We start from the raw sequence: 14,853 nt of genomic DNA on the forward strand, positions 1-14,853 counted from the left end.
TACGGAATTTCTTGCGCGGCGGCCCACTTCGTGGAAAATCCGCACCCTCGTTCCTGATTCCGACTGCCGCCCGGGGCGGCTTGCCCATGCAACATCCCTGCATGACCTGCGGCGCCTGCTGCACTCAATACCGCGTGGCCTTCCACTGGATGGAATCGGACGAGGTCACTCCCGGTGGCGTCCCCCACCAGCTGACCGAGGTGCTCGATCCGCACCGGCTGTGCATGCGCGGCACCCACTCCAAGCCGGTGCGCTGCGTGGCGCTGGATGCGCAGATCGGCGTGTATTCACGCTGCACCATCCACCCCAACCGGCCCAGCGTGTGCCGCGAGGTGGATGCGTCGTGGGAATACGGCAAGGCCAGCCCGCAGTGCGACAAGGCCCGTATCGCCTATGGGCTGGATCCGTTGACCCTGGCCGACTGGCGCTGGCGCGACGAAGCGGGCAACGACGACGACCATCCGGACGACAACGGCAACAGCCCGTCTTCGCCGCCGCAGGCGCCGATCGCGGCGTAGTGGTAGTGCCGGCCACTGGCCGGCAACTTCATGAACCCGGCGCGCATTGCGCGCTTGCCGGCCAGCGGCCGGCACTACCGGGATCCGATCAGATCGGGTTGGCGTCCAGGAACGCCCGGATCTCCGGCACCAGCACGTCGTGCTTGTCTTCCAGCACGTAATGCCCGGCATCCTCGAAGGCGTGCACCTGGGCCTTCGGCAGCGCGGCCTGGAAACCCTTCAGGAAGTGGTGGTCGAACACGAAGTCGCGCAGGCCCCAGCCGAGGAAGGCCGGGCGGTCGGCGAACGACGGCAGCGCCTTGCCGGCGCGTTCCAGCAGCGACCAGGCCTTGTCGGCCGGCGACAGCGGAATGTCCTGCATGAAGCGGATGGTGCTGATGCGGTTGGCGTAGTTGTTGTACGGCGACACGTAGGCGCGGCGCACATCGGCCGGCATCTTCCGCTCCACGCCCAGCCACGAGGCACCGGACGAGAACGCGTTGAAGGTGCGGATGATCCACTCGCCGATCTTCCAGTGGCGGCCCAGCGCGATCTGCCACGGCATCTTCTTCGCCGCCGGCATCGGGAACGCGGCCGTGTTGAGCACCACCAGGCGCTTCACCTGGTCATGGTGCGACAGCGCCCAGCCGAAGCCGATCATGCCGCCCCAGTCGTGCACGGCCAGCGTCACCGGACCGGTGATGCCCAAGTGCTTCAGCAACGCGTCCAGATCATCCACGCGCGACTGCAGCGTGTACTCGTAGCGGCTGTCATCGGGCTTGTCCGACAGGCCCATGCCGATGTGGTCCGGCACGATGCAGCGGTACGTGTCCGACAGTCCGGACACCAGCGTGCGCCAGTAATAGCTCCACGACGGGTTGCCGTGCACCATCACCACCACCTCGCCATCGCTCGGACCTTCGTCGAGATAGTTCATCGACAGGCCAGGGCGGACCTCGAAACGCTGCGGGTGGGCGGGGTAACCGGGAAGCTGGGACATCGGATCGCACCTGTAGAAAGGGCCGGTAGAACCGGCCCTTGGACACTTGGAAAATCATCGCTGCCCGTCGCGAGCGGTTGGCTGGCACGTGCGGACGGCGCGCAGCAGGTCAGCGGTGACTTTTTTACCAGACCACTTCAGCCATCGAGCAGTTCAGGCCCGAGCCGATGCCCAGAAGCGCGATGCGGTCGCCCTTCTTCAGCTTGCCCAGCTGCTTGAGCTTGCTCAGCACGATCGGCACCGAGGCCGGACCGATGTTGCCGTGCTCGCCGAAGATGGTCATGACCTTCTTCGGGTCGATGCCGAAATTCTTGATGAACGCCGCGGTGTGCGGCTGGCTGACCTGGTGGATGACGAACTGGTCCAGCTCTTCCACGGCCCAGCCCAGTGCGATCTTGGCGGCGGTGAAGGTCTTCTGGGCCAGCTTGATGCCCTCGATCAGCAGCATGCGGGTGTCGGTGACCATGCGGTCCAGGTTGCCCAGGCACAGCTGGTTCCACTCGGTGGCCGAGCGGGTCACGCCGCCCTTGTAGCGCGGTGCATCCGGCACCAGCTCCGAGCGCGCCATCACCATCGCGGCGGCACCCGAACCGGTGGTCAGGGCGGCCAGTTCGTTGCGGAAGTCGTCGGCGGTGACGTCCGGGGCGGTCATCCGCTCCAGGGTCTTCTCGTACACCAGGTTGGCGGTCTCGCCGTCCACCACCAGCGCGTAGTCGATGTCACCGCGCTCGATCATGCGCGCCGCGATATCCATGCCGTTGATGAAGGCCAGGCAGGCATTGGCGACGTCGAAGGTCATGCACTCGTCGCTGACGCCGAGGTTGCCGGAGACGATCGACGCAGTGGACGGCTCCAGGTAGTCGCGGCTGACCGAGGTGTTGACCAGCAGGCCCACCTGCGTCGCATTGATGCCTGCGTCTTCCAGCGCCTTGCGGCCGGCCATGGTGGCGGCGTCGGAGGCCAGCACGCCGTTGTCCCACAGGCGGCGGGCATGGATGCCGGCGATATCGCCGAGCACGTCGGTGCGGATACCAAGGCGATCCAGCGTCGGCTGCAGCCGCTCGTTGATTTCCTTGGTCGTCAGCGTATGCGGCGCATCAACGTGTGCCAGGCCGGCGATCGAGACATTCTTGAAGAGCATCGAGGTTAGCGCCAAGGCTCAGGCAAAAGGGGGCGCTATTCTATAACTCCCGGGGCCTTCACCGCATCTTTACGAATTCAGGCTTGGCCGTATGGTGAAGCATTCAGCGCGGCGGGCACTGGAATGCGGCGAAGCGCTGGCTGCCCTCGGCCGGTGCGGCAGCGGCCTGCACGGCATTGGCACCGGCGCTCGGGGCCTCGTTGCGGGCCAGGGTTTCCAGCTCTTCCTGCACGCGCAGCGGGTTGCGGTTGTAGAAACCGACCTTGCTCTTCACCGTGACCACCACCTCGCCCTTGGCGATGCAACCGGCCGGAACCGGGCCTGCCGGCAGCACGCGGGTCGTCTTGCCCGCCGGTTCGATCGGCACCCAGGTACAGGCGGTGACGGTGAGCAGCAGGGAGGAAAGCAGCAGAACGCGCATGGGCAGATCCTGGAAGGGTATGGGGGGATTCTGCCTGAACAGCCTGAATCGGGGGTAGCCCGTGGGCGGGGTCAGATCCCCCGCAGGGGGCTCTGACCCCTTCAGAGTTGCCGGCCAACGGCCGGCACTACCAAGGGGAGCCGGCCCGCCACATGGCGGGCCGGGTCTTGCCTTATTTCATTTCTTGACCGGATTGCCTTCGGCGTCGATCACCGTCACCTCACCCAGATTCAGCGCACGCACCGCCGCTTCAGTCTGCTTGAGGTCACCCACCACCACCCAGGTCAGCGCCTGCGGCTTGATCTCGGCGGCGGCCTGCTGCACCTGTGCCGGGGTCATCGACTCGATCTCGGCCTTGCGACGCAGCACGTAGTCGTCCGGGCGCTTGAACTGCACGATCGAACCGATGGTCGACGCCACCGCGCTGGCGGTCTCGTAGGCACCAGGCAGGCTCAGGGTCTGGATGTTGCGGATGCGGTTGACCTCGGCGGCGGTGGCCGGCTTGCTGCCATCGGCGAACGCGGCAATTTCCTTGCGCATTTCCGCCATCGCCGGGCCGGTCTTGTCGATCTGCACCGGCGCGCTGGCCATCCACGGGCGCTGGCCCACCGAGTTGATCGCGCTGCTGCGCGCACCGTACGACCAGTGCTTGTCCTCACGCAGGTTCATGTTCAGGCGCGAGGTGAAGTCGCCGCCGATCACGCCGTTGGCGATGTCGAAGCGGGTCGAGCTGGTGGCGCTGGACGGCGCCACCACCTGGCCGGCGAACAGGTTGGCCTGCACCGCGCCCGGCTGGTCGATCAGGAACACGCGCGGGCCCTTCGGCAATGCGACGTCGGTGGCCGCCTTCACCTGCGGGGCGTCGCCGGCAGCCTTCCAGTCGCCCAGCTGCTTGTCCAGCAGCGGCACGATCTCGGCCAGGGTGGTGTCACCGACCACGATCAGGGTGCCGTTCTGCGGACGCAGCCAATCGTGGTGGAAGTCGACCAGGTCTTCGCGGGTCAGGCCGTTGATCGCCGCCTCGTCACCGCTGCCGGTAAACGGAATGGCATACGGGTGGCCCTTGCCGTACAGCAGCGGCGGCAGCACGCGCATCGCCACCGCACCCGGGTTGACCTTCTCCTGCTGGATGCCGGCGATCCAGGTCGCCTTGACCCGGTCGATCTCGCCCTGCTCGAAGCGCGGCTCACGCAGCAGGTCGCGGTACAGTGCCAGCGACGGCGCCAGGTTTTCCTTCAGTGCCGACAGGTCCACGCTCATCGAGTCCAAGCCGGCCGAGGCATCCAGGCTGGCACCCAGCGCATCGGCAGCATCGGCGAAGGCCAGCGAGCCGAGCTTGCCGGCGCCTTCGGTCATCAGGCTCATGGTGAAGTTGGCGGTGCCCGGCTTGCGGCCCTGGTCGGCGCTGAAGCCGCCCGGGAACTGGTAGCTGAACTGCACCACCGGAATCTCATGGCGTTCGGCCAGGATCACCTGGGTGCCATTCTTCAGCGTGGCGCGCTGCAGGGCCGGGAACTTCAGCTGCGGGAACTCGCGGGTCTGCGGCACGCCGGCCTTGCGGTCCACCTGTTCGGGCAGGGTGCTGTACTTCGGGTCCACCGCCGGCACGTTGAACGGCTTCGGTGCCTGGCTTGGTTCCTCCTTCAGTGCCACGCGCTCACCCGGTGCGATCACCAGGGTATGGCTGCCCTTGTCCAGCCACTGGGCGCCCAGGCGGCTGAGATCGGCGGCACTGGCCTTGTCGATGTTGGCCAGCGAGGTGCGGAAGCAGCCCGGGTCGCCGGTGAACACCGCGCACTCGGCCAGCGCATCGGCCTTGCCGCCAAAGCCGCCGATGCGCTCGATGCCACGGATGAAGCCGGCGCGGGCGCCGGTCTTGGCGCGCTCCAGCTCGGCCGCGGTCGGGCCCTGCTTGATCAGGCGGTCCAGTTCCTCGTCGATGATCTTCTCGACCTTGGCCGGATCCTGGCCCTGCTTCACGGTCGCCACGATCACGAAGTTGGAGCCCAGCTGCGAGGCCGACAGGCCCGAACCGATGCTGTCCACCAGCTTGTCCTGGTGCTGCAGGCGCTGGCTCAGGCGCGAGGACTTGGCACCGCCCAACACCTCGGCGAACAACTGCAGCTGGTCGATGTCGGCGGTGCCGACCTGCGGCACGTTCCAGGCGCGGTAGATGCGCGCCTGCGGCACCTTGTCGGTCATCGTCTCGCGGGTATCGGCGCTGCGCTTGGCCACGTTCACTGCCGGCTGCGCCATGCTCGGGCCGGCCGGGATGCTGCCGAAGTACTTGGCAGCCTTTTCCTTGGCGGTGGCCAGGTCGATGTCACCGGCCAGCACCAGCACCGCGTTGTTCGGGCCGTACCAGGTGCGGAACCAGGTCTTCACGTCGTCCAGCGAAGCGGCGTTGAGATCGTTCATCGAACCGATCACACCGTGGTGGTACGGGTGGCCGACCGGGTACAGCGCCTTGTTGAGCTGATCCCAGGCCTGGCCATAAGGCTGGTTCTCGCCCTGGCGCTTCTCGTTCTGCACCACGCCACGCTGCTCGTCCAGCGCGGCCTGGTCGATCGCACCGACCAGGTGGCCCATGCGGTCCGACTCCATCCACAGCGCCATGTCCAGCGCGGTGGTCGGCACGTTCTCGAAGTAGTTGGTGCGGTCGGTGTTGGTAGTGCCGTTCTGGCCGGTGGCACCCACCTGCTTGAAGGGCTCGAAGTACTCACCGTCGTGGTTTTCGCTGCTCTGGAACATCAAATGTTCGAACAGGTGCGCGAAGCCGGTGCGGCCGGCCGGCTCGTCCTTGCTACCCACGTGGTACCAGACATTGACCGCGACGATCGGCGCCTTGCGATCGGTATGCACGATCACGCGCAGGCCGTTGGGCAGTGTGAACTGCTCAAACGGAATATCGACCTTGGCCGGTGCCGCCGGCTTGGCGGCAAGCGCGGAGGTGGGCGCAAGCGTACCCAGGGCAGTGCTGAGGGCGACGGCCAGCAATGCAGCGCGCGGGCGAAGGGCGAGAGACATATCCGGATCCTTGGTCACATAGGTGAACCCCGATCCTAGCCTGCGCAGGCAACGGCAGGAATCGGTCGCCAGTCACTGGGGGTGTTTGCCCCTGTGCACCATCCGCGGCCCCTCACGGCCGAGTTCTGGGCTGTCACATGCACCGGCAGCCATCGTCCGGACAGTGTCCGCAGCACATGGAATGGACAGGTGTCCGCCCACCGGACACTTTTTGGCCGACAAAAATCCTTTTAAATCAATCATTAAAAGTTGGCACGGGGATTGCTTGGTACTTCCTGCGCCAAGAAGGGCTTCAGACAAAAGCTGACTGAAGACTGAACAAATGCAGGAAATGGAAAATTTTCCTTGCATGCCCAGAATTGGTGTACTACCTTACTACCACACCACTGCCCACCAACACTAAACAGGCCCCGTCATGAACGCCAAGACCATTGCCATCGCCATCGCCCTGATCGCCGGCACCGCGGTTGTTTCGTCGGTGCAGGCCTCCGAATCCATCAAGACCCTGTCCACCGTGCAGGTTCGTCCGGCCGCCGACCAGCTGGCCCAGCAGGCCTGGGAACAGGCCAGCGGCATCCCGACCCTGGCCACGGTGGAAGTTCGCCCGAGCAGCGACCAGCTGGCCGAGCGCAACGGCTACCTCGCCGCCCCGGTTGCTGCCGCGATGCCGATCACCACCCTGGCCTCGGTGGAAGTTCGCCCGAGCCTGGAGCAGCGTGTCGCCCTGGTCGCCGAGCAGGAAGCCCAGCGCTACGCCGCCACCCTGGCTGCCGCCGCCACCAGCGTCGCCAACCAGGTCATCACCAACCTGCCGGCCCTGCAGGTTCGCCCGAGCGCCGCCGACCTGCAGGCCCTGGCCACCGAAACCGCCCAGGTCCTGCTGCGCCCGTAACCGGTGCCGCCCTGCCCCGTGCGGGGCGTGCGCCGTAAAGGCGGCGGTCGTCGCAGGTACACTGCGCCGATGAATGCCGCGCCCCAGTTCCATGTGATCCTGTTCCAACCGGAAATCCCGCCCAACACGGGCAATGTGATCCGGCTCTGCGCCAACACCGGCGCGCAGCTGCACCTGGTCGAGCCGCTCGGTTTCGCACTGGAAGACAAGCAGCTCAAGCGCGCCGGGCTGGACTACCACGAGTACTCGCGCCTGCAGGTGCACCCCGATCTGGACACGACGCTGGCGCGGGTCGCACCGAAGCGGTTGTTTGCCCTGAGTACGCGGGCCAGCGTCCGCTATGACAGCGTGGCGTTCGAAGATGGCGATGCGTTCCTGTTCGGCCCGGAAAGCCGCGGCCTGCCGCAGGACGTGCTTGATGCATTGCCCGATGGCCGCCGCCTGCGCCTGCCGATGCGGCCGGACAACCGCAGCCTCAATCTTTCCAACACCGTTGCGGTGGTGATGTACGAAGCGTGGCGCCAGCACGGGTTTGCCGGCGGGGCGTAAACCGCCTCAGGTAAGTGTGAACCGATCCTGGTGGTTGCGGACCTTGGTCCGCACAGATGTTGCGTCGCACGCTGAAGGAATGTGCCAACCAAGGTTGGCACCCACCGGGAACAGGTTTCAGAACGCGTTGATGCCGGTCAGCTCACGCCCAATCACCAGCTGGTGCACGGTCTCGGTGCCTTCATAGGTGATCACCGATTCCAGGTTCAGCGCATGCCGGATCGCTACATGCTCGGTGGTGATGCCGGCCCCGCCCAGCAGATCGCGACATTCGCGGGCGATGTCGATGGCCATGCGGCAGTTGTTCCACTTGGCCAGGCTGACCTGCTGCGGCTGCAGCTGGCCGGCTTCCTTCAGGCGCCCGAGCTGCAACGCCAGCAGCTGCGCCATGGTGATGCGGCGGGCCATCTCGGCCAGCTTGATCTGTGCGCTCTGGGTCGCGGCCAGCGGGCGGCCGAACAACACGCGCTCCTTGGCATAGCCCAGCGCTTCATCCAGACAGGCAATGGCCGAACCGATCGGGCCCCAGCTGATGCCGAAACGGGCCTGGGTCAGGCAACCCAGCGGCCCCTTCAGGCCCTTCACGTTGGGCAGGCGGTGGCTGTCGGGCACGCGCACGTCGTCGAAGAACAGCGCACCGGTCAGCGACGCACGCAGGCTCATCTTGTGCTTGATCTCCTGCGTGGTGAACCCCGGCATGCCCTTTTCCAGCACGAAGCCCTGGATGCCGTCCTCGGTCTGCGCCCAGACGATGGCCAGGTCGGCCACCGGGCCGCTGGTGATCCACATCTTGCTGCCGTTGATGCGCCAGTCGTCGCCATCGCGCACGGCGCGGGTCTTCATGCTGGCCGGATCGGAGCCGCCGTGCGCTTCGGTCAGGCCGAAGCAGCCGATCAGCTCGCCGCGCGCCATCGCCGGCAGCCATTGCCGGCGCTGTTCCTCGCTGCCGTAGGCGTAGATCGGGTACATGCACAGCGAGCTCTGCACCGATACGAAGCTGCGCAGGCCGGAATCGCCGCGTTCCAGTTCCTGGCAGATCAGGCCGTAGCTGACCGCGCCGAGGTCGCCGCCGCCGTATTCGGCCGGAAGGGTGGCACCGAGCAGGCCCAGCGCGGCGATCTCCGGCACCAGCTCTGAAGGGAAGCGTGCCTGGTCGAAGGCATCGCCGATGATCGGCAGCACGCGCTCGTTGGTGAAGCGGGCGACGCTCTCCTGGACCGCGCGCTCTTCCTCGCTGAGCAGGGAACGGACATCGAACAGGTCGTACGGATCCAAAGCCATGGCACTCACACGCAGTCAGGACCCGACCATTGTCGGTCATCCGGGCGGAGTTGGTGTGCGGGTAGAGGCCGACCTTGGTCGGCGCTGGTGTTTCCGCTCACGCCAACCAAGGTTGGCACCTACCAGACCACGCGCATTACGCTGCATTGCAGCAATCCGGATGTGAACATCGGCGATCTAGCTCGATCACGCGCGGCCCGGTACCCTGACACATTCAAACAACCGTTTCGCTCGTGGCTGCACGCGCGATTCCCAGGCAACCGCCGGTGGCCCCGATGCCGGCACTACCCACGAGTCATGCAATCGATGAGCGCTGAAGCCAACGCCCTGCCCCCGCGTGAAGTAATGGAGTTCGACGTGGTGATCGTCGGCGCCGGCCCCGCCGGCCTGGCCACCGCGATCCGCCTGCGCCAGCGCGCGATCGAAGCCGGTCGCGAGCTGTCGGTGTGCGTACTGGAAAAGGGCTCCGAGCCGGGCGCGCACGTGCTGTCCGGTGCGGTGATGGACCCGCGCGCGCTGACCGAACTGTTCCCGGACTGGGCCGAGCGCGGCGCACCGCTGAAGCAGAAGGTCACCCGCGACGAATTCCTGTTCCTCAGCGAAACCGGCGCACGCAGCACGCCCCATGCGCTGCTGCCGGAGTGCTTCCACAACGAAGGCAACTACATCATCAGCCTGGGTGAAGTGACCCGCTGGCTGGCGCAGCAGGCCGAGGCGCTGGAAGTAGCGATCTTCCCCGGCTTCGCTGCCGCCGAGGTGCTGTACGGCGACGACGGCGCAGTCATCGGCGTGGCCACAGGCGACATGGGCATCGAGAAGGACGGCACGCGCGGCCCCGCCTTCGAACGCGGCATGGCCCTGCAGGCGAAGTACACCGTGTTCGCCGAAGGCGCGCGCGGTCATCTCGGCCGCCAGCTGATCAGCCGTTTCAAGCTGGATGACGGCAAGGACCCGCAGGCCTACGGCATCGGCATCAAGGAGCTGTGGCAGATCGACCCAGCCAAGCATGAGCCGGGCCTGGTCGTGCACGCCGCCGGCTGGCCACTGGACAGCGACACCTACGGCGGTGCCTTCCTGTACCACGCAGATGGCGGCAAGGTCGCCATCGGCTACGTGGTCGGCCTGGACTACAAGAACCCGTGGCTGAGCCCGTTCGAAGAGTTCCAGCGCTTCAAGACCCACCCGTCCATCCGCAAGCATCTGGAAGGCGGCACCCGCATCGGCTACGGCGCGCGCGCGATCACCGCCGGCGGCCTGATGTCGCTGCCGAAGACGGTGTTCCCGGGTGGTGCGCTGGTCGGCTGCGAAGCCGGCTACCTCAACGTCAGCCGCATCAAGGGCAGCCATGCCGCGATCAAGACCGGCATGCTGTGCGCCGATGCCGCATTCGATGCGCTGGCCGCCGATCGCCAGCACGACGAACTGAGCGCCTACCCACAGGCCTTCGAAGCCAGCTGGCTGCATGACGAGCTGAAGCTGTCGAAGAACTTCAAGCAGTGGTTCAAGAAGGGCCAGACCGTGGCCACGCTGATGACCGGCATCGAGCAGTGGCTGCTGCCGAAGCTGGGCGTGCGCAACCCGCCGTGGACCCTGCGCCACAGCATCCCGGACCACGCCTGCCTGGAGCCGGCATCCAAGCACACCCGCATCGCCTACCCGAAGCCGGATGGCGTGCTGACCTTCGATCGCCTCAGCTCGGTGTTCCTGAGCAGCACCAACCATGCCGAAGACCAGCCCAGCCACCTGACGCTGAAGGATGCGAGCATTCCGGTGAAGGTGAACCTGGCCGAGTACGCCGGCCCGGAAGCGCGTTACTGCCCGGCAGGCGTGTACGAGTTCGTCGGCGACGGTAACGACGCGCGCCTGCAGATCAATGCGCAGAACTGCGTGCACTGCAAGACCTGCGACATCAAGGACCCCACCCAGAACATCGTCTGGGTGACCCCGCAGGGCGGCGGCGGCCCGAACTACTCGGGCATGTGATCGCCACGGGCTGCGACTGCGTGTCGCAGCCCACCTGCCCCGTTGCATCGCTATCCTGCCCGCCCATGCGCGCTGCCTGCCTGCTCATTGCCGTCGTCGTGGCCCTTGCGGCCACGGCCTGCCAGCGCCCGCCGTCAGCACCCGCCACGCCCGAACAGGCGCGCCAGCAGGCCATGCAGCGCGCGTTTGAACTGTGTGCGGGCTGCCACACCGTGCAGCCCGGCGGCATCCATCGCTTCGGGCCGAACCTGCATGGAGTGATCGGCCGCCGTGCCGGCAGCCTGCCCGATTACGGCTACTCCGACGGCATGCGCCGCGCCGACATCACCTGGAGCGCGCAGACCCTGGATGCCTTCCTGCAGTCGCCCACCCACGTGGTGCCGGGTACGCGCATGTACAACGCCTTCCCCAGTGCCGAACGCCGTGCGCTGGTGATCGCCTACCTGCAGCAGCAGTCGACTCAGTGAGCCAGGCGCTGCAGTTGCTGCTGCAGCCGCGCCACGAATTCCGCCACGCTTGCGAACACCGCGGTCGGATCGGTGTCGGCCGCATCCTGCAGGCGCTCCACCAGCGTATTGGCCTGCCCGGCCAGCACCGTCGCGCCTATTGCGCCCAGGCCACCGGCCTGCCGGTGCAGGTGCAGCGCGGCTGCCTCGCGATCTCCGGCCTGCAGCGCGCGCTGCACGGCGGCAAGATCGCCTTCGCTGGCCTGCAGCAGGCTGTCGCGCAGCTGGATTGCCACTGCGCGTGAGCCGAAGCGCTGCTGCAACGTGGACAGATCCGGCAGCGCCATGCCGTCGTCGGCAACCACCTCCGTCACCGGTTCGGCGAACGACTGGCCCTGTGCCTGCGGCAACCAACGCAGCAGCGCCGCGCGCAATGTGGCCAGTGACAACGGCTTGGCCAGCACTTCGTCCATGCCGGCCTCGCGGCAACGGCGCGCATCGTCGTCCAACACACTGGCGGTCAGCGCCAGCACGGTCAGGCGCGGCTGGCCATTGCGGCCCTCGCGCTCGCGCAGCAGCCGGGTGAAGCCGAAGCCATCGAGCACCGGCATCCGGCAATCGGTGATCACCAGGTCGAAGCTTTCCGACAACAGCCGATCCAGCCCCTGCTGGCCATCACCGACCATCACGTGCGGCACGCCCAGCTGCTGCAGGCGCCAGGCCATCATCGCCTGGTTGGTCGGGTGGTCCTCGATCACCAGCACCCGCGCCTGGCGCAGCGCCTGCGGCAGCAGCGAAGCCTGTTCCTGCTCAGCCACCAGCGCTTCGACATCACCGCTGCCGGCCTCCACCAGCGACAACCGCACCTCGGCACGAGTGCCTTCGCCCAGCGTGCTGTGCAGGGTCAGTTCGCCGTCCATCATCTGCACCAGGCGCTGGCTGATGCTCAGGCCAAGACCGGTGCCACCATGGTCGCGCTGGATGTAGGCACCGGCCTGGGTGAACGGCGCGAACAGATGCTGCAGCTGCTCCGGCGCGATGCCCATGCCGGTGTCGGTCACGCTCAGGCACAACGGCTGGCTGCCATCCTCCGCGGTAGGCCCCAGCACCTCCAGCTGCAGCCGCACTTCGCCGCGCGCCGTGAACTTGATGGCGTTGCTGAGCAGGTTGAACACGATCTGGCGCAGGCGCACGCCATCCACTTCGTGTGCCGGTGCCAGCTGTGGATCGATCTCCACCAGCAACGCCAACCCACGTGCACTGGCCTGCGCCGACAACAACCGGCACACGCTTTCCAGCAGCGGCCGCAGCGGTTGCGGCACCGGTTCCAGGCGCAGCGCACCGGCCTCCAGCCGCGAATAATCGAGGATGTCATCCAGGATCTGCCGCAGCATCTGCGCCGAATCCTCGATCACGCCGAGGATGCGCTGCTGCTCGGCATCCAGCGGCGAATGCGCCAGCACTTCCAGCATGCCCAGCACGCCACTCATAGGAGTACGGATCTCATGGCTCATCGTGGCCAGGAAACGTGACTTCGCTTCCGCCGCCTGCTCGGCCTCGGCTTTGGCCGCGGTCAGGGCCTCGGCCTGCGCACGTGCCTCGCTGACGTCCACCCAGTAGCCACTCCAGGTCACCGCCCCTGCCTCTGCCGCATAGGGATGGGCCTGGCTGCGGACCCAGCGCGCGCCGCCCGCATCGGCACGCAGGCGGAACTCGAGGATCAATGGCGCGAACTGGCGTGCGGCCTGTTCGACCGCCTGCAGGATGCGTTCGCGATCCTCCTCCTCGATGCGTTCCAGCAGCAGTTTCGCGTCCTGCTCGGCCTGCTGCCGGGTAATGCCGAACAACGCCTGCAGGTCACCGGCAATGAACGGAAAACCGAGAGTGCCATCGGCATCGCGCCGTGCCTGGTAGACCACGGCGGGAAGGTTGTCGGTGACCTCGGCCAGGCGCTGCTCCAGATGACGCCGCCCGGCCACCTCGCGACGCAGGCGCCAGTACCCGATGCCATGTACCAGCAGCGCGGTCAGCAGCACCAGCAGCAGCGGCACCCCCCAGCGCAGCGCGTCCCTCCAGTCGATGCCATTGCGATACTCCACGGCCAGCCAGTCGCCCCGCAACGCCTCGCGCTTGCGCGGCGTCATCTGCAGCAGCAGGCGGTCGAAGGTGGTCGCCAGGGCGGCATGGCGGCGTTCCACGGCCAACACCAGCTGGTCGTTGAAGCCTGCAGGGGCGGCCACCTGCAGGTGCCCCGGGAAGCTGCTGCGCAGCAGGTGATCAACCAGTGCCAGGTTGCCCACGTAGGCATCGGCCTCGCCAGCGGCAAGGCGCTGCAGCGCCTGCTCGGTACTGCGTGCGGCGATGATCCGCGCGCTGGGGGCCTGCTGCAGCACGTAGCCGCGTATGCGCTCGGGATCGGACAGCAGTACGCGCTTGCCCTGCAGGTCCGACAGGCCCAGCAGCGCCGGGCTGTCGACGCGGCTGACGATCACGTTCGGTACGCTGATGAAGGGCTGGCTGAACACCCAGTCCGGCCCCAGATAGCGTGAATCGGCGGGAATGCCCATCACCGCCTGCAGCTCGCCGCGGCGCGCCTTCTCGCGCACCTCATACCAGTCGTGGCTGTTCTCCGGCTGAAGATTGGCACCGGCCTGCAGCAGCCGTCGCAGATACTCGCCGGCCAGGCCACTGGGCTTGCCTTCCTTGTCGGCGAACGACAACGGCGCCGCGTTCGGCGCGAAGCCGATCTTCAGCGGCTGCTCCAGCACCCGCTTCTCGGCCTGGCTCAGCGCCAGCCGTGCCGATGCCGACCACTGCGGCAACGGCAGCCAGCGCTGCACCAACGCGTCGCGCTGGGCCTGGCTGGTCGCGGCCAGGGCCAGGTCCAGTGCTTCGGCCAGCGGCTGCTTGCTGTTGGGAACGCCGAAGTGCAGGCGCTCGGGAGGCAGGTCACTGGGCCGCAGCAGCACCACACCCTGCAGACGCTGGCTGGCGATCAGCTCGGTGGCGACATAGGCATTGCCGATATAGACATCGGCTTTGTCGTCTCTGACCATCTGCAGCGCCGCAATCGAGCTGTTTGCGACAAGCTGCCGGGCGCGCGGGAAACGCGCGCGTACCTGCGGGCCGGTCAGGAAATCCTGCTCGATCACTACCCGCAGCCCATCCAGGTCGGGATTGTCGGAGGCACGAAGGTCGCCCGGGCGTCCGACCAGGGCCAGCGGCGCCTCGCCATAGGCGGCGGTGTAGACCATGCAGCGGGTACGGTCGGCACTGAGACCGACATTCATCACCACGTCGATTTCGCCACGGCACGCCGCATCCAGCACGGAAGTCCAATCTGGATAACGACGGGCTTCGACCTTCACACCCAGCTGACGGGCAAGAAGCGACAGATAATCCGGCCCCAGCCCGATCTGCCGACCATCACGGAGGGACTCGAACGGCGGCCAGCCGCTGTCATACTGGCCCACGACGATGCTTGGATGCGCGGCCAGGTACTCGCGCTGCAGGGGAGTGAGCGGCAGCGGTCCTGGCACGGCCTGTGCCGGTGCGGCAGGCAGCACCAGCACGGCCAGCAGCAGGACCAGCCCGCGAACAGCCCAGCTACGCATCG

11 protein-coding genes are annotated in these 14,853 nt (G+C 66.9%); 5 read left to right on the top strand and 6 right to left on the bottom strand.

Annotation, left to right across the window (positions count from 1 at the left end; genetic code table 11):
* Positions 1-86 precede the first annotated feature (86 nt).
* Positions 87-518, top strand: a complete 432-nt coding sequence (locus DI041_RS06445) for a YkgJ family cysteine cluster protein (protein ID WP_046985344.1) — start codon at positions 87-89, stop codon at positions 516-518.
* A gap of 88 nt (positions 519-606) precedes the next feature.
* Here the strand turns inward: DI041_RS06445 and DI041_RS06450 are convergent, their stop codons facing one another.
* The 4 genes from DI041_RS06450 to DI041_RS06465 all read right to left on the bottom strand — a co-directional run bounded on the left by DI041_RS06450 (position 607) and on the right by DI041_RS06465 (position 6,086).
* Positions 607-1,497, bottom strand: coding sequence for an alpha/beta fold hydrolase (locus tag DI041_RS06450; RefSeq protein WP_136638494.1), 891 nt, complete (start codon positions 1,495-1,497; stop codon positions 607-609).
* Between the two features lie 124 nt (positions 1,498-1,621).
* Entirely contained in the window at positions 1,622-2,638 is a 1,017-nt protein-coding gene (locus tag DI041_RS06455; protein WP_136638493.1) for a 3-oxoacyl-ACP synthase III, read from the bottom strand.
* A gap of 103 nt (positions 2,639-2,741) precedes the next feature.
* Positions 2,742-3,059 carry a DUF4156 domain-containing protein gene (locus DI041_RS06460; RefSeq protein ID WP_046985346.1) on the bottom strand — a complete coding sequence of 106 codons (318 nt, stop codon included), beginning with the start codon at positions 3,057-3,059 and terminating at the stop codon, positions 2,742-2,744.
* Positions 3,060-3,236: 177 nt separating this feature from the next.
* A complete protein-coding gene (locus tag DI041_RS06465; RefSeq protein WP_046985347.1) occupies positions 3,237-6,086 on the bottom strand; it encodes a M16 family metallopeptidase in 2,850 nt (949 codons plus the stop codon).
* Positions 6,087-6,501: 415 nt separating this feature from the next.
* On the opposite strand from DI041_RS06465, the gene DI041_RS06470 reads away from it, so the two are divergent.
* On the top strand, positions 6,502-6,978 hold the full coding sequence (locus DI041_RS06470; RefSeq protein WP_046985348.1) for an XAC0231 family protein: 477 nt from the start codon (positions 6,502-6,504) through the stop codon (positions 6,976-6,978).
* A 69-nt stretch (positions 6,979-7,047) separates the two neighbouring features.
* Complete coding sequence (locus DI041_RS06475; protein ID WP_046985349.1) at positions 7,048-7,527, top strand: tRNA (cytidine(34)-2'-O)-methyltransferase; 480 nt, start codon at positions 7,048-7,050, stop codon at positions 7,525-7,527.
* Between the two features lie 117 nt (positions 7,528-7,644).
* On the opposite strand, the gene DI041_RS06480 is transcribed toward DI041_RS06475, so the two are convergent.
* Positions 7,645-8,808 (bottom strand): acyl-CoA dehydrogenase family protein, encoded by a 1,164-nt coding sequence (locus DI041_RS06480; protein WP_136638492.1) that lies wholly within the window; start codon positions 8,806-8,808, stop codon positions 7,645-7,647.
* A gap of 306 nt (positions 8,809-9,114) precedes the next feature.
* Between DI041_RS06480 and DI041_RS06485 the strand changes: the two genes are divergently transcribed.
* Both DI041_RS06485 and DI041_RS06490 read left to right on the top strand, forming a co-directional pair.
* Positions 9,115-10,791, top strand: coding sequence for an electron transfer flavoprotein-ubiquinone oxidoreductase (locus DI041_RS06485; RefSeq protein ID WP_046985351.1), 1,677 nt, complete (start codon positions 9,115-9,117; stop codon positions 10,789-10,791).
* A gap of 65 nt (positions 10,792-10,856) precedes the next feature.
* Complete coding sequence (locus DI041_RS06490; RefSeq protein ID WP_136638491.1) at positions 10,857-11,258, top strand: c-type cytochrome; 402 nt, start codon at positions 10,857-10,859, stop codon at positions 11,256-11,258.
* On the opposite strand, the gene DI041_RS06495 is transcribed toward DI041_RS06490, so the two are convergent.
* Positions 11,252-14,851 (bottom strand): ATP-binding protein, encoded by a 3,600-nt coding sequence (locus DI041_RS06495; protein WP_136638490.1) that lies wholly within the window; start codon positions 14,849-14,851, stop codon positions 11,252-11,254. The two genes, DI041_RS06490 and DI041_RS06495, sit on opposite strands and share 7 nt — an antisense overlap.
* Between the last annotated feature and the right edge of the window lie 2 nt (positions 14,852-14,853).

The organism is Stenotrophomonas maltophilia (genome assembly GCF_004920835.1).
Lineage (GTDB): Bacteria > Pseudomonadota > Gammaproteobacteria > Xanthomonadales > Xanthomonadaceae > Stenotrophomonas > Stenotrophomonas maltophilia_AQ.

Coding starts and splice junctions, on each gene's coding strand:
- DI041_RS06450 (WP_136638494.1), bottom strand. CDS start 1,497: ATGTCCCAGCTTCCCGGTTACCCCGCCCACCCGCAGCGTTTCGAGGTC.
- DI041_RS06455 (WP_136638493.1), bottom strand. CDS start 2,638: ATGCTCTTCAAGAATGTCTCGATCGCCGGCCTGGCACACGTTGATGCG.
- DI041_RS06460 (WP_046985346.1), bottom strand. CDS start 3,059: ATGCGCGTTCTGCTGCTTTCCTCCCTGCTGCTCACCGTCACCGCCTGT.
- DI041_RS06470 (WP_046985348.1), top strand. CDS start 6,502: ATGAACGCCAAGACCATTGCCATCGCCATCGCCCTGATCGCCGGCACC.
- DI041_RS06475 (WP_046985349.1), top strand. CDS start 7,048: ATGAATGCCGCGCCCCAGTTCCATGTGATCCTGTTCCAACCGGAAATC.
- DI041_RS06445 (WP_046985344.1), top strand. CDS start 87: ATGCAACATCCCTGCATGACCTGCGGCGCCTGCTGCACTCAATACCGC.
- DI041_RS06480 (WP_136638492.1), bottom strand. CDS start 8,808: ATGGCTTTGGATCCGTACGACCTGTTCGATGTCCGTTCCCTGCTCAGC.
- DI041_RS06495 (WP_136638490.1), bottom strand. CDS start 14,851: ATGCGTAGCTGGGCTGTTCGCGGGCTGGTCCTGCTGCTGGCCGTGCTG.
- DI041_RS06485 (WP_046985351.1), top strand. CDS start 9,115: ATGAGCGCTGAAGCCAACGCCCTGCCCCCGCGTGAAGTAATGGAGTTC.
- DI041_RS06465 (WP_046985347.1), bottom strand. CDS start 6,086: ATGTCTCTCGCCCTTCGCCCGCGCGCTGCATTGCTGGCCGTCGCCCTC.
- DI041_RS06490 (WP_136638491.1), top strand. CDS start 10,857: ATGCGCGCTGCCTGCCTGCTCATTGCCGTCGTCGTGGCCCTTGCGGCC.